This is a genomic window from Acidimicrobiales bacterium (genome assembly GCA_040219515.1).
Taxonomy (GTDB): domain Bacteria; phylum Actinomycetota; class Acidimicrobiia; order Acidimicrobiales; family Aldehydirespiratoraceae; genus JAJRXC01.
This window is the reverse complement of record JAVJSI010000009.1, coordinates 260,305-285,189: the sequence shown is the minus strand read 5'-3', so window position 1 is coordinate 285,189 and position 24,885 is coordinate 260,305. Positions and strand designations below refer to the sequence as shown.

Annotated in this window: 23 protein-coding genes; 21 read left to right on the top strand and 2 right to left on the bottom strand. The window is 67.5% G+C overall.

What is annotated here, in order from left to right:
* Positions 1-16 precede the first annotated feature (16 nt).
* The 20 genes from RIB98_08065 (at position 17) to RIB98_07970 (ending at position 20,924) form a co-directional block, all read left to right on the top strand.
* Positions 17-895: a tyrosine-type recombinase/integrase gene (locus tag RIB98_08065; GenBank protein ID MEQ8840921.1), complete on the top strand. Its 879-nt coding sequence runs from the start codon at positions 17-19 to the stop codon at positions 893-895.
* Between the two features lie 9 nt (positions 896-904).
* Entirely contained in the window at positions 905-1,681 is a 777-nt protein-coding gene (gene whiG, locus RIB98_08060) for an RNA polymerase sigma factor WhiG (GenBank protein ID MEQ8840920.1), read from the top strand.
* A 766-nt stretch (positions 1,682-2,447) separates the two neighbouring features.
* Positions 2,448-3,422 carry a 30S ribosomal protein S2 gene (gene rpsB / locus RIB98_08055; protein MEQ8840919.1) on the top strand — a complete coding sequence of 325 codons (975 nt, stop codon included), beginning with the start codon at positions 2,448-2,450 and terminating at the stop codon, positions 3,420-3,422.
* 63 nt (positions 3,423-3,485) lie between these two features.
* Positions 3,486-4,274, top strand: coding sequence for a translation elongation factor Ts (tsf, locus tag RIB98_08050; protein ID MEQ8840918.1), 789 nt, complete (start codon positions 3,486-3,488; stop codon positions 4,272-4,274).
* Positions 4,275-4,276: 2 nt separating this feature from the next.
* A complete protein-coding gene (pyrH, locus tag RIB98_08045; GenBank protein MEQ8840917.1) occupies positions 4,277-5,047 on the top strand; it encodes a UMP kinase in 771 nt (256 codons plus the stop codon).
* Positions 5,048-5,052: 5 nt separating this feature from the next.
* Complete coding sequence (gene frr, locus RIB98_08040; protein ID MEQ8840916.1) at positions 5,053-5,610, top strand: ribosome recycling factor; 558 nt, start codon at positions 5,053-5,055, stop codon at positions 5,608-5,610.
* Positions 5,611-5,639: 29 nt separating this feature from the next.
* The gene (locus RIB98_08035; protein MEQ8840915.1) at positions 5,640-6,977 is read left to right on the top strand and encodes a phosphatidate cytidylyltransferase; all 1,338 of its coding nucleotides are present in this window, start codon (positions 5,640-5,642) and stop codon (positions 6,975-6,977) included.
* 51 nt (positions 6,978-7,028) lie between these two features.
* Positions 7,029-8,207, top strand: a complete 1,179-nt coding sequence (gene dxr, locus RIB98_08030; GenBank protein MEQ8840914.1) for a 1-deoxy-D-xylulose-5-phosphate reductoisomerase — start codon at positions 7,029-7,031, stop codon at positions 8,205-8,207.
* Positions 8,204-9,703 carry a site-2 protease family protein gene (locus RIB98_08025; GenBank protein MEQ8840913.1) on the top strand — a complete coding sequence of 500 codons (1,500 nt, stop codon included), beginning with the start codon at positions 8,204-8,206 and terminating at the stop codon, positions 9,701-9,703. Before dxr ends, RIB98_08025 begins: the two co-directional genes overlap by 4 nt.
* Before the next feature lie 32 nt (positions 9,704-9,735).
* A complete protein-coding gene (gene ispG, locus RIB98_08020) occupies positions 9,736-10,974 on the top strand; it encodes a flavodoxin-dependent (E)-4-hydroxy-3-methylbut-2-enyl-diphosphate synthase (GenBank protein MEQ8840912.1) in 1,239 nt (412 codons plus the stop codon).
* A 2-nt stretch (positions 10,975-10,976) separates the two neighbouring features.
* Positions 10,977-11,384 (top strand): hypothetical protein, encoded by a 408-nt coding sequence (locus tag RIB98_08015; protein ID MEQ8840911.1) that lies wholly within the window; start codon positions 10,977-10,979, stop codon positions 11,382-11,384.
* A gap of 80 nt (positions 11,385-11,464) precedes the next feature.
* Positions 11,465-12,025, top strand: a complete 561-nt coding sequence (gene rimP / locus RIB98_08010) for a ribosome maturation factor RimP (GenBank protein ID MEQ8840910.1) — start codon at positions 11,465-11,467, stop codon at positions 12,023-12,025.
* Positions 12,022-13,350, top strand: coding sequence for a transcription termination factor NusA (gene nusA, locus RIB98_08005; protein MEQ8840909.1), 1,329 nt, complete (start codon positions 12,022-12,024; stop codon positions 13,348-13,350). Before rimP ends, nusA begins: the two co-directional genes overlap by 4 nt.
* Before the next feature lie 283 nt (positions 13,351-13,633).
* Positions 13,634-16,504: a translation initiation factor IF-2 gene (gene infB / locus RIB98_08000; protein ID MEQ8840908.1), complete on the top strand. Its 2,871-nt coding sequence runs from the start codon at positions 13,634-13,636 to the stop codon at positions 16,502-16,504.
* Between the two features lies 1 nt (position 16,505).
* On the top strand, positions 16,506-16,796 hold the full coding sequence (locus RIB98_07995) for a DUF503 domain-containing protein (GenBank protein MEQ8840907.1): 291 nt from the start codon (positions 16,506-16,508) through the stop codon (positions 16,794-16,796).
* Positions 16,797-16,809: 13 nt separating this feature from the next.
* Complete coding sequence (rbfA, locus tag RIB98_07990) at positions 16,810-17,229, top strand: 30S ribosome-binding factor RbfA (GenBank protein MEQ8840906.1); 420 nt, start codon at positions 16,810-16,812, stop codon at positions 17,227-17,229.
* 1 nt (position 17,230) lies between these two features.
* On the top strand, positions 17,231-18,121 hold the full coding sequence (gene truB / locus RIB98_07985) for a tRNA pseudouridine(55) synthase TruB (GenBank protein MEQ8840905.1): 891 nt from the start codon (positions 17,231-17,233) through the stop codon (positions 18,119-18,121).
* A 10-nt stretch (positions 18,122-18,131) separates the two neighbouring features.
* Complete coding sequence (locus RIB98_07980) at positions 18,132-19,079, top strand: bifunctional riboflavin kinase/FAD synthetase (GenBank protein ID MEQ8840904.1); 948 nt, start codon at positions 18,132-18,134, stop codon at positions 19,077-19,079.
* Between the two features lie 14 nt (positions 19,080-19,093).
* A complete protein-coding gene (locus RIB98_07975) occupies positions 19,094-19,690 on the top strand; it encodes a riboflavin synthase (protein MEQ8840903.1) in 597 nt (198 codons plus the stop codon).
* Between the two features lie 13 nt (positions 19,691-19,703).
* Positions 19,704-20,924: a bifunctional 3,4-dihydroxy-2-butanone-4-phosphate synthase/GTP cyclohydrolase II gene (locus RIB98_07970; protein MEQ8840902.1), complete on the top strand. Its 1,221-nt coding sequence runs from the start codon at positions 19,704-19,706 to the stop codon at positions 20,922-20,924.
* On the opposite strand, the gene RIB98_07965 is transcribed toward RIB98_07970, so the two are convergent.
* Together RIB98_07965 and RIB98_07960 are read right to left on the bottom strand one after the other, a co-directional pair.
* The gene (locus RIB98_07965) at positions 20,891-22,072 is read right to left on the bottom strand and encodes a metallophosphoesterase (protein MEQ8840901.1); all 1,182 of its coding nucleotides are present in this window, start codon (positions 22,070-22,072) and stop codon (positions 20,891-20,893) included. The two genes, RIB98_07970 and RIB98_07965, sit on opposite strands and share 34 nt — an antisense overlap.
* 52 nt (positions 22,073-22,124) lie before the next feature.
* Positions 22,125-24,641 carry a M1 family aminopeptidase gene (locus RIB98_07960; GenBank protein MEQ8840900.1) on the bottom strand — a complete coding sequence of 839 codons (2,517 nt, stop codon included), beginning with the start codon at positions 24,639-24,641 and terminating at the stop codon, positions 22,125-22,127.
* Positions 24,642-24,745: 104 nt separating this feature from the next.
* Between RIB98_07960 and RIB98_07955 the strand changes: the two genes are divergently transcribed.
* On the top strand, positions 24,746-24,883 hold the full coding sequence (locus tag RIB98_07955; GenBank protein ID MEQ8840899.1) for a hypothetical protein: 138 nt from the start codon (positions 24,746-24,748) through the stop codon (positions 24,881-24,883).
* Positions 24,884-24,885 lie beyond the last annotated feature (2 nt).

The following is a 24,885-nucleotide window of genomic DNA, read 5'->3' as shown; positions in this document are numbered from 1 at the left end:
CGGTAGGGTCGATCCCATGGAACGCTGGGACCTCGACGAGTGGTTGGGTTCGCTCACCCGCGTCGCGACGTCGACCCGTGCGGTCTATCGGCGGGACCTGCGAGACGCCGCGGTATGGCTTGCCGATCTCGGACGGGCCGATCCGGCGTCGGTTTCCCGACGAGACCTACGCGGCTATCTCGCACAACTCGACCGCGAGGGATACGCCCGCCGCACGATCGCTCGCAAGGCCTCAGTTCTCCGCCGCTACTTCCACTGGGCCCAGCGCAGCGGACGGATCGAGCACGACCCCAGCGCATCGCTGTCCGCGCCACGCGGAACGGCCACGCTGCCCCGGGTGCTGACCGCCGCCGAGCTCGACGGGCTCGTCGACGGTGGACCCCGCTCCGACGATCGACCCGAAATCGAATTGCGTGATCGTGCGGTGGTCGAACTGCTCTACGGCAGCGGTCTCCGTGTCAGCGAGCTCTGCGGTCTGTGCCGCGGCGATCTCTCGGGACCGGTCGGCACGATCTCCGTGTGGGGAAAGGGCGACAAGCAGCGCCGAGTACCGATCTCCGAGCCGGCCGCGGCTGCGCTGGCCGAGTGGATCGCCGACGGCAGGCCGGCACTCTGCAACGAGTCCTCGCCCGACGACCGGGTTTTCCTGAATCGGCGGGGAAAGCCGCTGTCGCCGAGGGATGTCCGGCGCCTTCTCGACCGACGGTCGCCCACACCGACCCATCCGCACGCCCTTCGTCACACCTTTGCCACTCATCTTTTGGACGGAGGTGCCGACTTGCGTGCTGTGCAGGAATTGTTGGGCCACGCGGATCTCGCCACCACTCAGATCTACACTCGGGTGAGCCGCGAGCGCATGCGTGAGGTCCACCGATCAACCCATCCCCGCGCCTAGGACCTTGCCGTGAGCGACGACGCCTCCGAGACCGAACGCCTCTGGACCGACTACAAGCAGACTCGCGCCCAGGATCTCCGCGACAAGCTGATCATCCAGTACTCGCCGCTCGTCAAGTACGTGGCCGGACGAGTGGGCGTCGGCTTGCCCCGCAACGTCGAACAGTCCGATCTGGTCAGCTTCGGCGTTTTCGGACTGATCGACGCCATCGAGAAGTTCGACCCGGAGCGCGGCTACAAGTTCGAGACGTACGCGATCGCCCGCATCAAGGGAGCCATCCTCGACGAACTCCGCTCGATCGACTGGGTCCCCCGGTCGGTGCGATCGAAGGCTCGCACCCTCGAGCGGGCCATGGGCAAACTCGAAGCCGAGCATCATCGATCGCCCACCGACGGCGAGGTCGCCGCCGAGATGGGTGTGACCCAGCAGCAACTCCAGAACACGCTGAGCCAGATCTCGTTCGTCGGGGTCGCCGCGCTCGACGAGATGCTGTCGGGCGGTGAACGCGGCGAGTCCGTGACGCTGGGCGACACCGTCGCCGATCAGGGCGCGGGGCCCATGGGCGTCTACGAGGTCGAGGAGATGCGTCAGATCCTCGCCGAGTCGATCAACCGCATGCCCGAGCGCGAGAAGATCGTGCTCACCCTCTACTACTACGAGGGCCTCACCCTCGCCGAGATCGGTCGAGTCCTCGGGGTCACCGAGAGTCGTGTGTGTCAGATCCACACCAAGGCCGTGCTCCAGCTTCGCTCGCGGATCACTGCGGCCGAACGCGAACCGGTCTGAGACGACCCGCCCCGACCCGGCGAACGGGTCGCTTCGCCACTTCCTCCGATCCTCACTTCCCCGTGATCATCGAAGGAGAGCGGAATGTCCATGTCACGCACGAGGGTCCCAGCCGCACTGGTGATGCTCTGGTTCGGTGTCGTCATGGTGACGACCGATCTGGCGGTGGCCGCCGAGTTGATCATGTCGCCGCCGACGTCGGCGCCGGTTCTGGATCCGTTCCGACTGCCCAACGGGCCCTACGGCGCCGGCAACCGCGGGATCGAGTACGACACCGCAGAAGGTGACGTGATCGTCGCTGCCGCCGACGGCACAGTCGCGTTCGTCGGTCGGGTGGGGGGCTCGAGATTCGTCAGCGTCGATCACCCCGGCGGCCTGCGGACCACCTACGGCTTCGTGGGAACCCCGCTGGTTCGGCGCGGGGTGGGCATTCGCCGCGGCACGCCCGTCGCCGTGGCGGCCGGGCCGTTCCATTTCACGGTGCGACTCCATGGGGTCCACGTCGACCCCGCCCGCTTCTTCGGTGTGGCGCAGGTCAGGGTGCGGCTCGTCCCGCACCGAACGAACCCCGGACGGGCCCCCGCCGGCGGATTCAGGTCGATTCCTGTGGCCGTGGACGGCCTTTCCGATCCAGCCGCTACACTTCTCGACGGTCCAAAGGGACCCCGGACGATGCCATCTCGGGATCGACGGAATCACTGGGTTCGTGCCACACCCGGTCGCCTCGGCGTCCAGCACGAACACGCAACCGGGAAAGAAGAAGTCCATGGCAGTCATCTCCATGAAGCAGTTGTTGGAGGCCGGCGTTCACTTCGGCCACCAGACCCGTCGTTGGAACCCGAAGATGAAGCGGTTCATCCACGGCGAGCGGTCCGGCATCCACATCGTCGATCTTCACCAGACGCTCAACCACCTCGAGACGTCCTACGTGTTCGTCCGTGATCTCGTCGCCAACGGCGGCACCGTGCTCTTCATCGGCACCAAGAAGCAGGCCCAGGATTCCATCCAGTCCTATGCCGAGCGCTGCAACATGCCCTACATCAACGAGCGTTGGCTCGGCGGCATGCTCACCAACTTCCAGACCATCTCCAAGCGCGTGGGGAAGATGAAGGACTACATGCGCATGCGGGACTCGGGCGAGTTCGAGGCGATGCCCAAGAAGGAAGCCCTGCTCATCAATCGCGAACTCATCAAGCTCGAGCGCAACCTCGGCGGCATCCGCGACATGGAGAAGCTGCCCGACGCGATCTTCGTGCTCGACACGAAGAAGGAGCACATCGCCGTCACCGAGGCCCGCAAGATCGGTGTGCCGATCGTCGCCGTCGTCGACACCAACTGCGATCCCGACCTGGTCGACTACGCCATTCCCGGCAACGACGACGCGATCCGCGCCGGTCAGCTGATGTGCCGTGTCATCTCCGACGCGGTGCAGGAAGGCCGCTTCATCCGCTCCAAGCGCCAGGAGAAGTCGGGCGAGGCCGGTGCCCAGCGCAACGCCCTCGAGGAAGCCGAGGTCGCTGCCCAGCAGGAGGCCGCCCGCAACGAGGCGGCCGCCCAGGCCGCCGAGCGTGAGGCACGCGTGGCTGCGGCTGCGAGCGCCGAACCGGAAGCCCCGGTCGAGGAGACGGCCCCCGTCGCCGACGCCGCCGCCGAGGAAACCGCGCCCGTCGCAAAGGCCCCCGAGGCTCCTGTGGAAGAATCCCTCCCGCAGGCCGGCGACGAGGGTACGCCCGAGGCCTGATCGGCCCGAGCACCCCGCCGCAACGCTTTCACACTCACAGAGCAACAACCGAGGAACACCGAGATGTCGATTTCCGCCAAGGACGTCAAAGCCCTCCGCGACGCAACGGGCGCCGGAATGATGGACGCCAAGAAGGCGCTCACCGAGACCGACGGCGACATGGAAGCCGCCACCCAGCTCCTGCGGGAGAAGGGTCTGGCCAAGGCCGCCGATCGTGGCGACCGTGAGAACAACGAGGGCACCATCGCCCTCGCCGTCGACGGCAACACCGCCGCCCTCGTCCAGATCAAGACCGAGACCGATTTCTCGGCCAAGAACGAGGCGGTCACCGGTCTGGCGCAGCGCCTGGCCGACGCGGTGCTGGCCGACGGTCCCGGTGCGGTCGATGCCAATGCGACCGAGATCGAGGACCTCCAGGTCACGATCAAGGAGAACATCGCGGTCGGTGCGGTCGAACGCATCGAGGCTGCCGAGGGCAACGTCGTCGACACGTATCTCCACGTGCAGGACGGTCGCGGTGTCAACGCCGTGGTCGTCGAGGGCAACGGTGTGAGCCAGGAAGACCTCCACCAGGTCGCCCTTCACATCGCGTTCGCGAAGCCGTCGTATCTCAGCGCCGACGAGGTGCCTGCCGAAGAGGCGGCGAAGGAGCGGGAGTCACTGCTCGAGATCACCAAGGCCGAGGGCAAGCCCGAACAGGCATGGGACAAGATCGTCGACGGCCGCATGCGCGGGTGGCTCGGTGAGCGTGTTCTGCTCGAGCAGGGTCTCCACGGGGACAAGACCGCCGTGAAGGACAGTCTCGGCGGAGGGTCGATCACCCGCTACGTGCAGGTCGTGATCGGCTCCTGATCGTGAGCGACGTCGACGACACTTCGCGGGGCACCCAACCGGCAAAGTGGGGTCGAGTGCTGCTGAAGCTCTCCGGGGAGGCCTTCGCCGGCCCCCAGGAGTACGGCATCGACGGGCCGACCGTTCGGGCGATCGCCGAGGACATCGTTGCGGCGCGGAGCCAGTTCGACGTCGACATCGCGGTGGTCGTCGGTGGCGGCAACATCTGGCGCGGTATCCAGGGTTCCGGTGCGGGCATGGACCGTGCCCAGGCCGACTACATGGGCATGCTGGCCACTGTCATGAACGGACTCGCGCTCCAGGACACCCTCGAACAGATGGGTCAGCCCACCCGGGTGCAGTCGGCGATCCACATGGCCCAGGTGGCCGAGCCCTACATCCGCCGCAAGGCCACCCGCCACCTCGAAAAGGGCCGCATCGTGATCTTCGCAGGCGGTACCGGCAACCCGTTCTTCACCACCGACACGGCTGCGTCGTTGCGTGCGGTCGAGATCGAGGCCGACGCCGTCCTGAAGGGCACCCACGGCGGAACCAACGGAATTTACACCGCCGACCCACGCCTCGACCCGAACGCGACCAAACTCGACCACGTGAGCTACCTGGACGTGCTGAACCGAGGCCTGAAGGTGATGGACGCGACCGCCATCACTCTCTGCATGGACAACGCCCTGCCCATCGTCGTGTTCGACCTGATGGGCGAGGGAAACTTCCGGTCCCTGCTCGCGGGAGAGGCGATCGGTACGCTCGTCGATGACGAGAAGGGGTCGTCGTGAGCGAGATGATCGAGCTGGTGCTCGAAGACGCAGCCGAGAAGATGGACGGTGCGGTGAGCCATGCCCGCTCCGAGTTCTCCACGATCCGCACCGGTCGCGCCAGTTCCGCCCTGTTCGAGCGGCTGACCGCCGAGGCCTACGGTGTCGAGATGCGGCTCCAGGAGCTCGCGAGTTTCGCGGTGCCCGAGGCGCGCATGCTGGTCGTCACCCCGCACGACGTGGCCAACCTCGACGTGATCGAGCGGGCGATCGTCAATGCCAACATGGGTCTTACCCCGTCCAACGACGGGCGGATCATCCGGCTGGCGTTTCCGCCGCTCAACGAGGAACGCCGCCGGGACCTCGCCCGCGTGGTGGGCGGCATGGCCGAGGAAGCAAAGCAGCGAGTCAACGCAGTACGACGTGCCGCGCGCAAGGATCTCGACGATCTGGAGAATGACGGGGGAGTCTCCTCCGATGAGATCCAGCGAGCAGAAGCGCAGCTCGATGCGCTCAAGGATGCTCGAATCGCGGCGATCGATGAGGCGCAGGCCCACAAGGAACAGGAGCTGATGGAGGTCTGACCTCCGTCGGTTCAGGGAAGGGCGAGACAATGAGTGACCAACACAGCGGTTTCGACAGCGAGGACTTTCGCGTGGTCGACGGTGGCGATGCGATCGACGACGATGTGACCCCCGGTCGGTCGGTGTTCGGCGATGACGACGACTCCTTCGCCGACGACGATGCGGCGGTGCCCCACTGGAGCGAGCCGCCCACGGGTGCGGTCCCACAGGTCGGCGGCGCAGCCGAGTCGGTGACCTTTGCTCCGCCGGAGGAGCCCTTCTTCGACGAACCCGCCGACGAGGAGCCGCGGCTGGCGGAAGCCAACGAGGACGACATGGCCGCCTGGGCCGACGTGGCGTCCACGCCGCGGTGGGCCGATGAGCCCGAACCCATGGCGCCGGCACGACCGCTCACCGAAGACGTCGGCGACACCGCCGACGACTTCTTCGATTTCGACGACAGCAAGCCGTCGCGCTCGAAGACGGCAGAGCCGTCGCTGGGTGCGGCGCTGAATGCCACCCGTGGTGGCGGCGACACCGACCGAGACCTGCCGGTGGCGGTCATCGTCGGTGTCGGACTCGCGGCGCTGATCCTGGCCGCGATGACCGTCGGCCCCGCAGCCGCGCTCGCCGTGGTCACGCTGGCGCTCGGGCTCGCGGCGGTCGAGTTCTTCAATGCGGTGCGCATCGCCGGACATCAGCCGGCCGTGCTGCTCGGACTGGCCGCGTCGGTCACCATGCCGCTCGCCGTCTACTGGCGTGGTGAGCAGGCGATGATCCTCGTCCTCGTCCTGTCCGTCATCTTCGGCTCGCTGTGGTATCTCACCGGTGTCGGCAACGAGTCGGCCGTGCGCGGTCTCGGCACCACGCTGCTCGGCATCGTCCACATCGGTCTGCTCGGCTCCTTCGCGGCGTTGATGCTCACGACCACCGTCGGGGGTGTCGACATCGGCACCGGCCTGCTCACGGCGGCTGTCCTGGTGACGGTCGGCTACGACGTCGGCGCGCTGGCGATCGGCAAGATGATGGGTCGCACGCCGCTGTCGCCGGCGAGCCCCAACAAGACCATGGAGGGCCTCGTCGGCGGCATGGGCGTCGCCGTCGCCATCGGTGTCGTCATGGGGATCCTCGGCAAGCCCGCCCCGTTCGCCGGCGAGGTGTGGGGTGGCGGCTTCGGTGCGTCCCTGCTGCTCGGCATCGTCGCGGCGCTGGCCGCGCCGATCGGTGATCTCGCCGTGTCACAGATCAAGCGCGACCTTGGCATCAAGGACATGGGATCGATCCTGCCGGGCCACGGCGGGCTGCTCGACCGATTCGACGGCTTGCTGTTCGTACTGCCGGCCACCTACTACGCCGCCCTGCTTCTCGAGGTCACGGTCCCCGGCTGAGTCCCCACCCGCGACCCCGACCAGCGGGGTCGGGCGGGTAGCGTCACCGTCATGACCACGTCGGTTGCCGTTCTCGGCTCGTCCGGATCCATCGGCACCCAGACCCTCGACATCGTGCGGGCCGACCCGGCGCGCTATCGCGTGGCGGCCCTGGGTGTTGCCACGTCGGTCGATGCCGTGGTCGCGCAGGCCGAGGAGTTCCGGCCCGAGGTCGTGGCGGTGGCCGACGAGAGCCAGGCCGTCGAGCTCGCGTCACGGTTGCCCGCCGGCACCGAACTGTTGGTCGGCGACGATGCCATGGCCGCCGCGGCCCGACACGGCGATGTCGTGATCAACGGGGTCGTCGGGTTCGCCGGGCTCCCGGTCACGCTGGCGGCGCTCGTCGCCGGCAAGCGCCTCGGCCTCGCCAACAAGGAGTCGTTGATCGCGGCGGGTCCAGTCGTCCAGAGGGTCTGGGCTGCGTCGAGCGGTGATCTGATCCCCGTCGACAGCGAACACTGCGCGGTGCATCAGTGTCTTCGGGCCAACGACGTCGACGGCAAGGTCACGTCGGGCGATCGTGTCCACGAGATCGTCCTCACCGCGAGCGGCGGACCGTTCCGAGGTCGCAGCCGGGCCGATCTCGCCGAGGTGACCATCGACGATGCGTTGGCCCACCCGACCTGGTTGATGGGTCCGAAGATCACCATCGATTCGAGCACGCTGATGAACAAGGGCCTCGAGGTGATCGAGGCCCACGAGCTGTTCGGTGTCGACTACGACCGGATCAACGTGGTGGTTCATCCCCAGTCGGTCGTCCACTCGATGGTGAGCTACACCGACGGTGCGACCATCGCCCAGCTCTCCATGCCCGACATGCGTTTGTGCATCGGCTACGCATTGGCCTTTCCCGACCGATTGGAACTTCCCTACGGCGCGATCGACTGGTCCGACTTGTCCCGACTCGACTTCCAGCCCCCCGATCTCGAGGCGTTTCCCTGCCTGCGGCTCTGCTTCGAAGCGGGCCGGGCCGGCGAGACGGCGCCGGCGTGGATCAGCGCGGCCAACGAGGTCGCGGTCGACGAGTTTCTCAAGGGTCGCATCCGCTGGGTCGACATTCCCGAGGTGCTCGATGCGAGTCTTCAGGTCTGGCCGGGAACAAACGCGACCGATGTCGACGTTGTTCTCGACATCGACCGCCACGCACGGGTCGTCGCCGCCGAATTGATCGAGCAGAGGGTGCACGCATGACGCTCAACGTGGGTCCGCCTGCGGCCGAAGCCGAAGAACGACCGAACGATTTCACCGGTCTGATCCTGCTCGGGTTCGCCGTGGTCGCGCTCGGGGTCTTCGCCAGCTGGAGCTGGGCGTTCATCGTCGTGGCGATCATCTTCATGATCTTCATGCACGAGATGGGGCACTTCGTCACGGCCAAGCTCACCGGCATGAAGGTCACCGAGTTCTTCATCGGGTTCGGTCCGCGCATCTGGTCGTTCCACAAGGGAGAGACCGAATACGGCGTGAAGCTCATTCCCGCCGGCGCGTATGTGCGCATCATCGGCATGAACAATCTCGACCCGGTCGAACCCGGCGACGAGGATCGTGCGTACCGGGTGAAGTCCTTCCCCCGGAAGCTCCTGGTGGTCTCGGCCGGTTCGCTGATGCACTTCGCCATGGCAATCGTGCTGATCTTCGGGTTTCTGCTGTGGCAGGGCAACGTCACCACTGACGGCAACTGGCAGATCGCCGGGGTCAGCGATCAGAGCGCGGCGGCCGAACTCGGCCTGCAGCCCGGCGACCAGATCCTGACCGTCGACGGTGTCGATGTCTCCGACTTCGCGCAGTTCGGCGACCTGGTGGGCCAGCGCGGCGGTCAGGAGGTCGAGGTCACCTACCTGCGTGATGGCGAGACGTCCACCGGCTCGGTCATCCTCGGGGCCCGACTGAGCCAGGCCGGCGACGAGGCCATCGACGGACTCGACGAGTTCGACCGCATCCTCGAGATCGACGGCACCCGGGTGTTCAGCTGGGACGACGTGGGCGCCGCGGTGGGCGATCGTCTGGGTGAACCGCTCAGTGTCGTCTTCGATCCGGCCGGTGGCGAGGGTCTGCAGACCCTCGACAACGCCGTCTTCCGTGAGCTGCCGCCGGCCGAGGTCGCCACGATCGGGTTCTTCGGAGTGGGACCGGAAGCGATGCGGGAATCACTCGGCATCGTGGGCAGCGCCACGAACAGCGTGACGACGTTCGTCGATGCGTTCGGTCAGATTCTGGGCGGCTTGTACGACACCGTCACCGGTGGCGCCCTCCCGACCTTCGTGGGCGACACGCTGAGCGGCGACATCGACAGCGTCCACGACGACATCACCTCCACCGACGCGGGCGAGCGCGAGGCGGCCAGCCGGGCCCTCGACGAGGGCAATCCCGACGAGGAGCGCATCATCTCGATCTATGGTGCGGCCCGCATCGGCTCGCAGGTGACCGAGGACGGACTCGACAACGCCCTGCAGTTGTTGGCGTTCCTGAACATCTCGATCGGCATCCTCAACCTGATTCCCCTGCCGCCGCTCGACGGTGGGCATGTGTTGATTGCCACCTACGAGCGACTGCGGTCCTTCGGCGGCCGCCGTCACGAGGTCGACTACAACAAGGTCATGCCCGTCACCTACGCGGTGTTCGTGCTGCTCACCGGGTTCGGGCTGCTCGCGGTGTTCCGCGACATCATCGACCCGATCAACATCGGCTAGCGAGCGAGGCGGGGCCGGTAGCCTCGGCATCAATGGAGTTCACACAGAGCTTTCCGCGTCGGCCCACCAAGCAGATCATGGTGGGCGATGTTCCCGTCGGTGGGGGAGCGCCCATCACGGTCCAGTCGATGACGGTCACCAAGACGGCCGATCACGAGGCGACGCTCCAGCAGATCTACGCACTGGCGGCGGCCGGTGCCGACATCGTGCGCTGCACGTGCAACGAGCCCGAGGCGGCCGAGGGACTGGCCCGGATCGTGCCGCGATCCCCGGTCCCGATCGTCGCCGACATCCACCACCAGTACCGGCGGGCGCTCGAAGCGCTCGAAGCAGGTGTCCATTGCCTGCGGCTCAACCCGGGCAACATCAAGAACCCCGAGCACATCAAGACCGTGGCCCGCGAGGCCAAGGACCGCAACGTGCCCATTCGCATCGGGGTCAACGGCGGTTCGCTTCACCCCGATCTCTACAAGAAGTACGGCGACCGGGTGACCCCCGAGGCAATGGTCGAGTCGGCGCTCCAGGAGATCGCCTACTTCGACGAGGTCGACTTCGATCTGATCAAGATCTCGGTCAAGGCCTCGAGCGTGCCGTTGATGATCGAGGCGTATCGCCAACTCGCCGAGGTCACCGATCATCCCCTGCATCTCGGCGTCACCGAGGCGGGCCCACCGCCGATCGGCACGCTCAAGGCGACGGCGGGCATGGCCACCCTGCTGGCCGAGGGCATCGGCGACACGATCCGCTACTCGCTCACCGCCGACCCGGTCGAGGAAGCCAAGGCCGGCCGCCAGTTGCTCGAGACGCTGGGCCTGCGCGAGCGCAAGAACATCGACCTGATCGCCTGCCCGAGCTGCGGGCGAGCCGAGGTCGACGTGTTCACGATCGCCCAGGACGCCATGGCCGCCTTCGGTGAACGTGAGATCCCGTTGCAGGTCGCGGTGATGGGCTGCGTCGTGAACGGTCCCGGCGAAGCCCGCGACGCGGATCTCGGCATCGCGGCCGGCAACAAGCGTGGGCACCTGTTCGTCAAGGGCCAGAACGTGATGGTCGTGCCGGAGGACGAGATGGTCGACACCCTCGTCGAGTGGGCCGAGTACATCCACGAGCACGGCGCCGATGCCGCGCTCGAACGGGCGTCGGCCACCAAGGATGCGGCTCGCCGGGCCGCAGAAGAGGATCGGGAGCGCAACCTCGGAGAGAAGGGCGACGACGCCAACGACACCGAGACGATCATCCGCGAGATCCGGCGCAAGCCCGAGTCCACGTAGTGGTGACGGTGCAGGTCGGTCGCGCGGCAGCCCGCGACCGGGCGCTCCCGCCGATCTCGGTGCGCAGCGGCCGTCCGGCCGACGGCTACGCGCCGGCGGGACGGGTGCCCTATGTGGTCCGGGTGCCGCTCACGCAGGACGAGTTCGACAAGGTGCAGATGCTCCGGACGCGCCAGAAATCGGCGATCTACGGCGGTGCGGCGTGTGCGGTGTTCGGCGTGGCGATGGCCCGGTTTCCGGTGATGCTGCCGCTCGGCCTGGTGATCGGCGCCCTGTCGGCCGTGTTGTGGCTCGCCTGCGCGCTGGTGCTTCGCCGGCTGCTGCCGAAGGTCGAGCCGGGGCCGAAGGCCGACGAATTCACGCTTCGCGGCGTTCACAAGGCGTTCGCGGCGGCGGTATTGCTAGAGTAAGTGGCAACGTTTCGATAGTCCGTTTGGATGAGGCGTGGCCCCAGGCCACGCCTTTCTCGATTGAAGGGAGCAATTTCGCCATGGCCATCGTCGACCGTGTTCGCGATCTCGTCGCTCCGATCATCGACGCCGAGTCGGTCGAGATCTACGACATCGAACACCAGGGTGGTGCGCTGCGCATCTTCGTCGAGCACCCCGATGGCGTCAGCATCGACGTGATCAAGCGCATCAGCCGCAGCATCAGCCATCTGCTCGACGAAGCCGACCCGATTCCCGGGCGCTACACGCTCGAGGTGTCGAGCCCCGGCCTCGAGCGCTCGCTGCGCACGCCCGAACACTTTCGCAAGGCCCTCGGCTCGGTCGTGAAGCTGAAGACCCGCCCCGACGCCGACGGAGATCGCCGTGTGGAAGGCGAGCTGACCGGCGTCGACGACGGCGGCATCGAGGTGTCCGTCGACGGCGATGTGCGCGCGGTGGCGTTCGCCGACATCTCCAAGGCCCGTACCGTGTTCGAATGGGGTCCCACCCCGAAGCCCGGCGGCCCCAAGAAGACCGAGTCCTCCGAGCAGTCCCAGTCCTCCGAGAAGCCCCAGATCCCCGAGAAGCCCCAGATCCCCGAGAAGAAGGCCCCGTCGTCATGAACCAAGACATGATGGAAGCACTCCAGGCGCTCGCCTCCGAGCGAGGCATCTCCGTCGATGCGCTGTTCGCGGCATTGGCCGACGCGCTCGAGTCCGCCTACAAGCGGATGCCCGGCGCGTACGAGTACGCGTGGGTGACGATCAATCCCGAGACCATGGAGTTCCAGGTCTTCGCGCAGGAGCTCGACGACGACGGCGAGCCGATCGGCGAGGAGTTCGAGGTCACCCCCGACGACTTCGGTCGGATCGCCGCGCAGACGGCTCGTCAGGTGATGACCCAGCGCATTCGCGAGGCCGAGCGGGAGCTCAAGTACGAGGAGTACGCAGGGCGCGAGGGCGACATCGTCACCGGCATGATCCAGCAGACCGATGCCCGCTACACGCTGCTCGACCTCGGTCGGGTCGAGGCGCTGTTGCCGCAGGCCGAGCAGGTGCCCTACGAGCGTCCCGACTCCAACGTGCGCATCAAGGCCTACATCGTCGAGGTCCGCAAGACGGCGAAGGGCCCGCAGATCGTGGTCAGCCGTACCCACCCGGGTCTGGTGAAGCGCCTGTTCGAGCTCGAGGTGCCCGAGATCGCCGACGGCGTCGTCGAAATCAAGGCCTGCGCCCGCGAACCAGGGCACCGCACCAAGATCGCCGTGTACTCGAACGACTCCAACGTCGACCCGGTGGGTGCCTGTGTGGGCGCTCGCGGGGCCCGTGTGCGTCAGGTCGTCAACGAGTTGCGGGGCGAGAAGATCGACATCGTGCCGTTCTCGGAGGATCTCGACGAGTTCATCATGAAGGCGCTGTCCCCGGCCAAGGTCACTCAGGTTCGCCCCGACCCCGAGACCGGCGATTGTGACGTCATCGTGCCCGACTTCCAGCTGTCGCTGGCGATCGGCAAGGAGGGGCAGAACGCCCGCCTCGCCTCCCGTCTGACCGGCTGGGGCATCAACATCAAGAGCGAGACCCAGCTGGCCGAGGAAGAGGCCTACGGCGATGTCGAGTGGGCCGAAGGCGAATGGGTCACCGACCCCGAGTCGGGCGAACAGGTCTGGCAGCCCGCCGATGGCGGCGATGCCGTGTCCGCCGCCGACTGGGCCGAAGCCGTCGACGAGAAAACCGCCGATGCCGGCGACGACACCGCGGATGCCGGCGATGACAGTGAGCCCGCAGCGACGGACGCGGACACTGGCGAGTCCGCACCGACGGACGCGGTCCCGGCGGATGCCGGCGACGACACCGCGGATGCCGGCGACGACACCGAGCCCGCACCGACGGACGCGGGTCCGGCGGATGCCGGCGCAAGCACCGCGGATGCCGGCGAAGAAACGGTCTGACCCTCGGCGGACGTGTGTCGGGTGTCGGCGGGTCTTTCCCGCCGACACGCTGGTGCGGGTGCGGCTGGAGGGTCAGGACCTCGTGACCGGAGCAGGCCCGAGACGAGGCGCGTGGGTCGGGCCTGCGGACGCGTGTCTGGAGTTGGCCGCTGATCGGCAGGGCCTGCGCCGAGCTCTGGGACCCGAGGCGAACGCCGTCGCGATCGCTAGGCTTCTGAAGTCGTGGTCGACAGAACCGCTCGCGTGCCCCCACGAGAGCGTCTGAGACCGCGGCCGGTGGGTCATGTGCTCACCGCTCGTTTATCACAAGGACTTTCGCCGGAACGTGCCATCCAATATTCGCGTGTACGAACTCGCCCGAGAGCTCGGTCTCACCAATGCCGAGACACTCGACCTCGCCGAGGGCCTCGGCATCGGGGTGAAGAGCCATTCATCGAGCATCGTCGACGCGCAGGCTGACCGGGTTCGCCGCAAGGCCGAGCGCGAGGGCCTGATCCGAGACGAGCAGCCGCCGGAGCCGGGCAAGAAGCCCGCCAAGAAGGCAGCCAAGAAGAGCGCCAAGAAGACGGCGAGCAAGAGCACGAAGAAGGCGGCGAAGAAGTCGGCCAAGGCGCCGGATCCGGAGCCTGCCGAGGATGCCGTCGAGACCCCCGAGGTCACCGACCCCGTCGAGGTCGAGGCGCCGGCCGAGGCCGCGACGCCGGCGGAAGTCGAGGCGCCGACCGAGATCGCACCGGCCGCTGAAGCGGCCGAACCCGAGGTGTCCGAACCCGTTGCCGAGACCCCGGCGCCCGAGGCTCCGGCCGAGCCCGAACCCGCCGCGCCTGCGCCCGAGGCGCCGGCTGCGCCGGCGCGCGTGATCTCGTCGAGTGGCAGCGGGGCACCGCCGAAGCGCACGACCGAGGAGCCGCCTCCCGCGGCTGCGCCGGTCGTCAAGAAGGTCGTCAAGAAGGTCGTCAAGAAGCTTGTCAAGAAGGTGGCGATCAATCCCAACGTGAAGCCGGGCGACGCCCCGACCTCCACGTCGGGCAAGCCGATCCCGCCGCCGCCGAGGTCGGCGACCGGTCGAGCGATTCCGCCTCCGCCGGGTGGTCGCGGCCCGCGCACGCCTGCGGGCGCGCCGTCGCGCAGTGGTCCGCCGTCGGGTGGCGGCATGCCGGGAGGACGTCGTCCGTCGGGCGGTCCGCGCGAGCAGGTCCCGGGCGCTGGTGCGCCCGGTCGTGGCGGCCCCGGTGGTGGCCGTGGTGGTCCCGGTGGTCCCAACCAGGGTCGCCGTCCGCCGCGCCGCAAGGGCCGTCGTCGTCGGAGCCGCGAAGAGCTCCAGCCGATGGACGCGCCGTCCTACACCCCGGACGACGCGCCGGTTCCCGAGGGCGAGATCGTCGTCGAGCGCGCCTCCACCGCACTGGACCTCGGTCCGAAGCTCAACCGCACCGCGGCCGACGTCGTTCGTTTCATGATGGAAGCCGGCGAGATGGTCACGGCCACCCAGTCGCTCTCCGATGAGATGATCGAGCTCTTCGCCGACGACGTCGGTGCCGAAATCCGCCTGGTGGATCCGGGTGAGGAGCAAGAGGTCGAGCTGCAGAAGCTGCTCGAGGTCGACGACGACGACGACGACGCGCCGCTGCGCCCGCCGGTCATCACGGTCATGGGCCATGTCGATCACGGCAAGACGCTGCTGCTCGACCGCATCCGTGATGCGAGCGTGGTCGAGGGCGAGGCTGGTGGCATCACCCAGCACATCGGTGCCTACCAGGTCGAACGCGACGGCCAGAAGATCACCTTCATCGACACTCCTGGTCACGAGGCGTTCACCGCCATGCGCGCCCGCGGCGCCGGTGCGACCGACATCGTCATCTTGATGGTGGCGGCCGACGACGGCGTGATGCCGCAGACCATCGAGGCGATCAACCACGCCAAGGCGGCCGAGGTGCCGATCGTGGTGGCGGTCAACAAGATCGATCGCGACAACGCCGATCCGCAGAAGGCCATCGCCGGCGTCGCCGAGCACGGTCTCGTGCCCGAGGCCTGGGGTGGCGAGACCATCTTCCAGGAGATCTCGGCACTGAAGAACATCGGTGTCGAGGAACTGCTCGACCAGCTTCTGCTGGTGGCCGAGGTCGAGGACCTCCGGGCCGAACCCGACGGCCGCGCCTCCGGCGTGGTTCTCGAAGCCAACCTCGACATCGGTCGTGGCCCCGTGGCCACGGTGCTGGTGCAGCGAGGCACCCTCAAGGTCGGCGACCCGATGGTCGCCGGTGCCGCCTGGGGCCGTGTGCGCGCGCTGATCAACGATCGCGGTGAGAACGTGAAGGAAGCCGGGCCCTCGATGCCCGTGCAGGTTCTCGGCCTCAGCGAAGTGGCCGGTGCGGGCGACGAGTTCGTCGTCGCTCCGTCGGAGAAGGTGGCCAATCGTGTCGCCGACACCCGTGAACACTGGCAGCGCCAGTCGAGCCTGGGCCGTGAGGCCCATGCGCTCTCCGGTGGCGCCAAGCTCGAGGACATCTTCGAGCAGATCAAGCGGGGCGAGGCAGCCACGCTCAACATGGTCGTCAAGGCCGACGTCAACGGTTCGCTCGAGGCGGTCACCGAGTCGCTGCGCAAGCTCGAACGCGACGAGGTCAAGATCGGCTTCGTGCATCGTGGCGTGGGCGGTATCACCGAGAACGACATCCAGTTGGCGGCCGCGTCGAACGCCACCATCATCGGGTTCAACGTCCGTCCCGAACGCAAGGCCCGTGATCTGGCGGAAATCGAGGGTGTGGAGATCCGCACCTACGAGATCATCTACAAGCTGCTCGAGGACATCGAGGCGGCAATGGTCGGCATGCTTGCCCCTGCCTTCGAAGAGGTCGTCACGGGCGACGCCGAGGTGCGCGAGATCTTCAGCGTTCCCCGCATCGGCAAGATCGCCGGTTGCTACGTCACCAACGGCGTCATCACCCGCAACTCGAAGGTTCGCTTCCTGCGCGAGGGGACGATCATCTGGAAGGGCACGGTGCAGTCGCTCCGCCGCTTCAAGGACGATGCCACCGAGGTGGCTGCGGGCTACGAGTGCGGTATCGGCCTCTCCGACTTCCAGGACCTCAAGGAAGGCGACATCATCGAGACCTTCGAGGAACGCGAGATCGAGCGCACGCTCGATTCCTAGCGTGCACGTTCTGGCTGTCGAGTTCGACCTTCGGTTGCCCCACTGTCAGTCGCTGAAGGAGAAGCGCTCGGTCCTGCGGCCGGTGCTCGACGGCTTGAAGAATCGTCACCCGGTGGCGGTGGCCGAGGTCGATCATCAGGATCTCTGGCAACGGGCGGCCATCGGTGTGGCGGTGGTGTCGGCGAGTACCGCAAGAGCGGAGGCGATGATGGACGAGGCCGAGCGTTTCGTCTGGTCGTTCCCCGAGCTCGAGGTGTTGCGGTCGGTGTCTCGCTGGCTGGAAGATGATTGATGGAGACTGGTTGATGGCTGGCAAGGGAAACCAACGGAGCCGCCGGGGCAACCCGGCCACCACGAATCGCACCGCGCGCGTGGGCGAGCTGATCAAGCGCATCATCGCCGAGGAACTGGAGCATTTCGACGACGACCGCATGTCGCTGGTGTCGATCACGAGCGTCGACGTCGACCGCGAACTCCACAAGGCCGTCTGCTGGTTCACCACCCTCGATGGCAACGACGAGCCTGCCGTCGAGGAGGCCTTCCAGGAGTACCGAGGGCGGCTGCGCAAGGCCGTGAGCGACCAGGCTCGGCTGCGCTCGACCCCGATGCTCGAGTTCCGTGCCGATTCGACCCTGCGGGCGGCCGAACGGATCGAAACCCTGCTGCGCAGCGACCAACGTCCACCGGTGCCCGATCCCGAGACGCCCGACACCGACCCGGCCTGAGATGGCTCGGTCGGGAAAGGGGAACGACGAGGGGCCGCACGGCGTCGTCGTCATCGACAAGCCGGCCGGGTGGACCAGTCATGACGTGGTGGCAAAGAGTCGCGGCGTGCTCGGAACCCGCAAGGTCGGACACAGCGGCACGCTCGATCCCGATGCGACCGGCGTGCTGGTGCTGGGCGTCGGCAAGGCGACACGGCTGCTGCGGTTCCTCACCGAGCTGCCCAAGTCGTATGTGGGCGAGATCGTGCTGGGCACCGAGACATCAACGCTCGACGCCGCCGGCGACGTCACGGCGGTCCACGACATGGCGGCGGTCACCGACGCGCAGGTCCGGGCGGCGACGGTGCCGCTGACCGGCGCGATCGAGCAGATTCCGCCGATGGTCTCTGCCGTGAAGATCGACGGCAAGCGCCTCCACGAGCTGGCTCGCGAAGGCAAGGAGGTGGACCGTCCGGCGCGGCCCGTGACGGTTTTTCGCTACGACGTCGAACCGGTCCCCGGCGAGCCCGGGGTCTGGCGTTGTGAGGTCGATTGTTCGTCGGGCACCTATGTGCGGACCCTGGCGGCTGACCTGGGCGCGGCACTGGGTGGCGGCGCCCACCTACGGGCATTGCGACGCACTGCGGTCGGCGGCTTCACGCTCGCCGATGCGGGCACCATCGAGAAGCCCGTGCTGCGGCCCGTCGCCGATGCCGTGCGGCACCTCGACCAGGTCGTCGCCGACGAGGAGATGGCCGTCGATGTCGGTCACGGCAAACGCCTCGACCGCGACCGCCTCGGGGTCGGAGACTCGGCCGGACCCTGGGCCGTCAGCGACGCGGCCGGTGCACTCCTCGCGGTCTACGAAGCGCACAAGGGTGCGACGAAGCCGGCCCTGGTGATCCCCCGGTAACGTCGTCGTGATGGACATCCTCCACGACCGGCGTGACACCCTGCCCGATGCCATGGCGGTGGCGTCCACCATGGGCGTGTTCGACGGAGTTCACGTCGGCCACCAGGCGGTGTTCCGCCAGGTCAGAGACGTTGCCGACCGGCTGGGCGTCGCCTCTGCGGTGGTCACATTCGACAACCATCCGGCTTATGTGGTCCGTCCCGAGAGTGCGCCGCGGCTGCTCACGACGTTGGACCAGAAGCTCGAACTCATCGCGGCGCAGGGCATCGACTTCACCTACGTGATCCACTTCGACGAGGAACGGGCGGCCACGCATCCCGAGGTCTTCGTCGAGCAGGTCTTCATCGATGCCTTACACGCCCGAGCCATCGTGGTCGGCGAGGATTTCCACTTCGGCAAGGGCCGCAGCGGCAACGTCGAGGGCCTTCGAGACATCGGCGCGCACTGGAATTTCGAGGTGCACACCCTCGAACTCATCCGCCACGAGGCAGATGCTCGTGAGCCGGTCTCGTCCACGAAGATCCGACGGGCGTTGGCCGGTGGCGATGTCGATCGGGCGGCGGCGATGCTGGGGCGGCCCTACACCGTGCGCGGCGTCGTCGAACAGGGCGATCAGCGGGGGAGCGGGATCGGCTTCCCCACGGCCAACCTGCCGGTTCCCAACGTGATGGCCTGGCCGGCCGACGCCGTCTACGCGGGCTGGTGTCACCGAGCCAACGGCGACCGCCATCCGTGCGCGATCAACATCGGCCGTCGCCCCACATTCTACGAGCACACCGAACAGTCGTTGCTGGAGGCGCACCTCATCGGCTTCGACGGCGAGCTGTACGGCGAACAGATCGACGTCTCGTTCGTCGAATTCCTGCGCAGCGAGCGCAAGTTCGACGGCATCGACCAGCTCGTCGCCCAACTCACCACCGATGTCGCCGATGCCTTGACAGCATTGGGCGATTACTAGAACATGTTCTAGAAATGTTCACCGGACTTGTGGAAGAAGTGGGGACGGTTCGCTCCGTCACCCCGGTTGGCGGTGGGGCCCGCGTCGTGATCGAGGCCGCTCTCGTCCTCGACGACGCCGGTCTCGGCGCTTCGATCGCGGTCAACGGGTGTTGCCTGACCGTGGTCGAGTTCGATGCGGTCTCCTGGGCCGCCGACGCCGTGCCGGAGACCCTCGAGCGCACGAACATCGGCGCACTCCGGCCCGGCGACGCCGTCAACCTCGAGCGTCCGCTCGCGGCCAACGGCCGCTATGGCGGACATGTCGTGCAAGGTCACGTCGACGCCACGGCCGAGGTCCTCACCATCGACGAGCTCGACGACGGATCCTTCCGCTATGCGTTCTCGTTGCCCTCCGCGGTGGCCTCCTATGTCGTCGAGAAGGGGAGTATCGCGGTCGACGGCATCAGCCTCACCGTTGCCGCGGTCGACACCAGCACCTTCGCCATCGCCGTCATCCCCCACACGCATGAGGTCACCACGCTCGGAGGCCGTACCGTGGGCGACAGGGTCAACATCGAAGCCGACGTGTTGGCCAAGTACGTGGAACGACTCGTTCGTCCCTCGCTCTGATCCGGAGACATGAATGACTCAGCTCGACAGCATCGACGAGGCCATCGAGGCCTTCCGGCGAGGCGAGTTCCTGGTCGTCGTCGACGACGAGGATCGTGAGAACGAGGGTGACCTCATCATCGCGGCCGACGCGATCACCGAGGAGAAGATGGCGTGGATGGTGCGCCACACCAGCGGTGTGATCTGCGCGCCGATGACGGAGCAGCACGCCGACCGACTCCAGCTGCCCCTGATGGTCACCGAGAACACCGAGGCCCACCGCACGGCCTTCACCGTCACGATCGATCTGGTGGTCGGCAACACCACCGGCATCTCCGCCGGCGATCGGGCCCGCACGGTGGCGGCCCTCGCCGACCCCCACCGCTCGCCCCGAGAGTTCAGCCGGCCGGGGCACATCTTCCCCTTGCGGGCCCGCAACGGTGGCGTGTTGAAGCGGGCCGGTCACACCGAGGCCGCCGTCGATCTCTGCCGCATGTCCGGTCGCGTCGAGGTCGCCGCCATCTGCGAGATGACCAACGACGACGGCACGATGCTGCGGCTCGACGACTGTCGCGAATTCGCCGACCGCTGGGGCCTGCGCCTCATCTCCATCGCCGACCTCATTCGTCATCGCCGCCGGCGCGAGAAACTGGTCGAGCACTTCGCCGCAGCCCGCGTGCCCACCACCTACGGCGACTTCATGGCCCACGCCTACCGCTCCTTGCTCGACGGCGAGGAACACGTGGCCTACGTGATGGGTGATGTCGAGGGTGGCAAGCCTCCGCTCGTGCGGGTGCACAGCGAGTGCCTCACCGGCGACATCCTCGCGTCGATCCGTTGCGACTGCGGGCCGCAGCTGCACACCGCACTGCAGAACATCGCCGACGAGGGTCGAGGTGTGCTGGTGTACCTGCGAGGCCACGAGGGCCGCGGCATCGGCATCGGTCACAAGCTACGGGCCTATGCGCTGCAGGACGGCGGCATGGACACCATCGAGGCCAACGAGGCGCAAGGGCTGCCGATCGACTCACGGGAGTACGGCGTCGGGGCGAACATCCTCGCCGACCTGGGCGTCACCGCCATGCGCCTGATGACCAACAACCCCACCAAGCTCGGCGGGCTGGAGGGCTACGACCTCGAGATCACGGAGCGGGTCCCGATCGAGATCGAGACCAATCCGGAGAACGTGCGCTACCTCCGGACCAAGCGCGACCGCATGGGTCATACGCTCGCCGACGACGCCTCCGACGGCTGAGCGGCAGGCGCCGCCGCCCGGCGCCAGTTTCGGACGAACGACCGGTCGGCCATCCGCCCTGGCGACCAGCGGCCCCACACACCGCCCACGGCCGCGTGGGTGCGGTCGTTCCACTCGATGCAACTGGGCTCGGCCACCCGGCGAACCACCTGGCGGATGCCGTTGTCGTGCACGACATAGCCGGCCCAGACGCCGGGAAAGTCCTTGGTTGCCCCCACCTCGGTGATGGTGGCACTCCCGTGTGTGCGCGCCCGGTTGCGATGGGTGTGGCCCGACGAGATGACGAGGTCCGGGTTCGCCTCGAGCAGACGAGCCAGCAACGGCGCGGCCTGGCGACGTGGGGTGCCGATCGGCCAGATCCGGGGGGTGCGGTGAGGTTCGAGGTGATGGTGGAAGAAGACCAGCGCCGGGCCGTGGGTGTCGACCGCCTCGATGAGACGGTTCTCGAGATGGTGGATGCGTCCCCACGAGTGCCCGGGAGTGGTCGTGTCGGCGGCGATGACGCGAATGCCTGGGATGTCCACGGTCTGCACATCGGTCGGGCACAGTGCCCGTTGCCGCAGTTGCTCATGGGCGTCGAGCGACCCCGGCTTCGCAAAGGTGTCGTGGTTGCCCGGGATCGCCACGACCGGGATCCGGATGGTGTCGAGCAACTCGTCGAACAATTCCCAGTGCTCCGGCATGCCGTAATCGGTGATGTCGCCCTTGATGACGAGCAGGTCGGCGCCCCAGGCAGTGGCTTCGGCCACCGCCGCCTGCGCACAGCGCAGCGGGTAGTCGCGCTCGCGGTGGTCGGGCTCGGTCATCTCCTTCAGGAGACCGAAGCCGGTCTCGCCGAGGTGGAGGTCGCTGATCGTGGCGATCTTCGTCCGGGCGGGCCCGCCTAGTGACTCGGTGGTCGGTACGGCGAACTCGGCGACCGTTCGCCCGTCGACCTGCACGGCAATCGAGTGGGTCGTCGCCGGGCGCAGGCCGGAGATGTCGGCAGCACCCCGGCGGCCGCTCGATCCGAGCGCCTGCGTCGTCCCGTCGACGACGACGGCGACCTCGCCGGAGGGGAGGTCTCGCCAGGTGAGCTGCGCGACGCAGTCCTCGACAGCGAAGACCTCGACCGGCTCGAGCCGCGTGAAGGGGAATGTCGGGGCCACGTTCGACTATCGGCAGTCGGAGCCGGGAATCTGAGCGGGCACGGCTCCTCGCTCAGCTCCCGCCGGTGAAACCGGTCGTTTCCCGGCGCCTGAAGGCTGCGTTGACCCGTTGTCGTTCGAGATGCTGGGCGACCTGTTTGGCGCCCTGTGGGACGGGATGGTCGCCGAGGAAGGCGGAAACGTCGGCGACCAGTGCGTCGGTGTCGAGCTGGCTGATGCCTTCGAGGAGGCGGGCCACGGAGTTGCTCGGGAAGCGTTCGCCGATCAGTTCCCAGTTCGACTTGGTGAACTCCCACACCCGTGGACCGGCGATCGGGTTCGTGAGCGCCCGGCGGATCACATACGGCGCGTCCTGGGTGCGAACCTCTCCGGCGAGGATGTCGTCGAGGACCGGCAGTTCGGGGATCGGGAGATCGGCCAGCGCTCGCAGGTGTCGCTGTTCGGTCTGGGGGTCATCGGCGGATTGCCAGGTCGAACGGATGGCCGGTCCTGCGCTGGGGTCGGTGTGGGCGATCACGGCCAGGGCGGCTGCCGCGAGGGTGGGATCGGCGTGGCCGAGCATCGCTCGGCACGCGTCGATCACCCCGGCATCGCCGGCGACGATGCCGAGGAGACGCACGAGTGTGGCGCGCAACTCCCGGGTGCGGTCGTCGTCGTCGGTGGCCGTTTCGAGACCGAGGCGTTCGAGTGCGGGTGCGGCCAGCTCGACGACATGTTCGACGAGGCGGGCCTTGGCTTCGTCGTTCGCCACGCGCTCGAGCCCGGCGAACCCGGCGGCGAGTGCCTGCCACACGGTCAGGTCGGTCTCGTCGATCATGGTGCGGGCGAGTCTCAGCCACGCATCGCCGGTCAGTTCACCGGCGATGGCGAGCGCCCATGCGTCGTCGATCAGGCCGTGACGTTCGGACGCGGTGCGGGCGCCCGGACCCGACGCTTCGATGGATGCACCGAGCACCGGTCCGTGGGCGACGCGGTAGAAGCCGGCTGCGTCGGCGTTGGCGGTCACGAGCGTGCCGGAGGTCTCGAGGGTGGTCGACTCGATGTCGAGCGTCACCCGATGGTCGGTGATCTCGCCGTCGTCATCGAGCCGGATGCCGAGCGGCACCGCCCAGCGCTTCGCTTCGGCGGCTGCGGGGTCGAGGGTGAAGTGGCGTTGTGTGAGTCGTAGGCCGTCGGGCATCTGCTCCACCTCGATCACGGGGTGGCCGCCCTGGTGGATCCAGCCGTCCATCATCGCCCGAACCGGCTCGCCGCTCACCTGCTCGAGGGCATCCCAGAGGTCGCTGGTCTCGGTGTTCGCGTAGGCGTGTGTCTCGAGGTAGTGGCGAACGCCGTCGCGGAATCGCTCTGCGCCGAGGTGCTGTTCGAGCATGCGGACCACCGAGGCACCCTTCTCGTACGTGAGGACGTCGAACATGCCCTCCGCTTCCTGCGGTGTGACGACCGGGAACTCGATGGGGCGCGTGGTGGCCAGCGCATCGGTGTCGAACGCGACGGCCCGCGAGCGACCGAATGTGGTCCACACCATCCAGTCGGGTCGGTAGGCGTGGCTGCACGACGTCTCCATGAAGGTGGCGAAGGCCTCGTTGAGCCAGATGCCTTCCCACCACTTCATGGTGACGAGGTCGCCGAACCACATGTGGGCGAGCTCGTGGTTGATGACGTCGGCGACCACCTGCAGTTCGGGCTGACTGGCCCGGTCGGGGTCGACGAGCAGGAGTACCTCGCGGAACGTGACGCAGCCCAGGTTCTCCATGGCGCCGAACGCGAAGTCGGGGATGGCCAACAGGTCGACCTTGTCGCCGGGGTAGGGGATGTCGTAGTACTCGGTGAACCATCGCAGCGCGTGGACGGCGACATCGAGTGCGAACGGGGTGAGGTCGCCCTTGCCGGGACGGTGGACGACCCGCACCGGCACGCCATCGGCGTCGACGGGGTCGGTGATCTCCAGGGGTCCGACGACGAAGGCGACGAGGTAGGTGGACATCCGCATGGTCTCCGCGAAGGTGACCCGGCGGCGCCCATCGGGGTCGATCGTGTCGGCCACCTCGGCGCTGTTCGCCACGGCGAGGTGGTTGGGGTCCACCACCAGCGTGGTGGCGAAGGTGGCCTTGTAGGCGGGTTCGTCCCAACATGGGAACACCCGCCGCGCGTCGGTGGACTGGCATTGGGTCGTGGCGATCGTGTGGACCTCGCCGGCGTCGTCCTCGTAGGTCGAGCGGTAGAAGCCTCGGAGCTGATCGTTGAGAATGCCGCGGAACGAGAGTTGGACTCGGGCGGGGCCGGGTGACAGGTCGGCCGGCAAGGTGAGGTGCAGCCGTTCCGACGCCTCGTCGAGCCGGATGTCGGGTGCGTGCTCGATCGCCGCCGCGCCCTCGCCGACGATGATCAGCGCGCTCTCGATCTCGAGTTCGATGGCGTTGCACACGATCTCGTCGGTCTTCTCGAGGATCTCCACGTCGATGGTCGCGGCACCCCGAAACGTGGACGTGGGGATGTCGGGCTCGAGCACGAGTTCGTAGCGGTGCGGCACGACATGCGAGGGAAGACGGGGGTCGACGTCGGTCATCCCCTGAATCTAGAAGCTTCACGGGACCGTAAACGGAAACACACCCTTGTAATACCTTTCTCCGCTTTGATGGATGTACGGGTCATCCAACAGGAGGTATCGGTGTGCGGAACCGAAATCATCAAGAGGAGCACGACGAGTCGTTCGATTCCATCGAATGGCCCGATGCCGAGCTGGGTGTCGACGACCAGGCGTTCGCGGAAGCGATCGCCAACGGCCGGGACGAGGAACTCGCGGCGTAGCG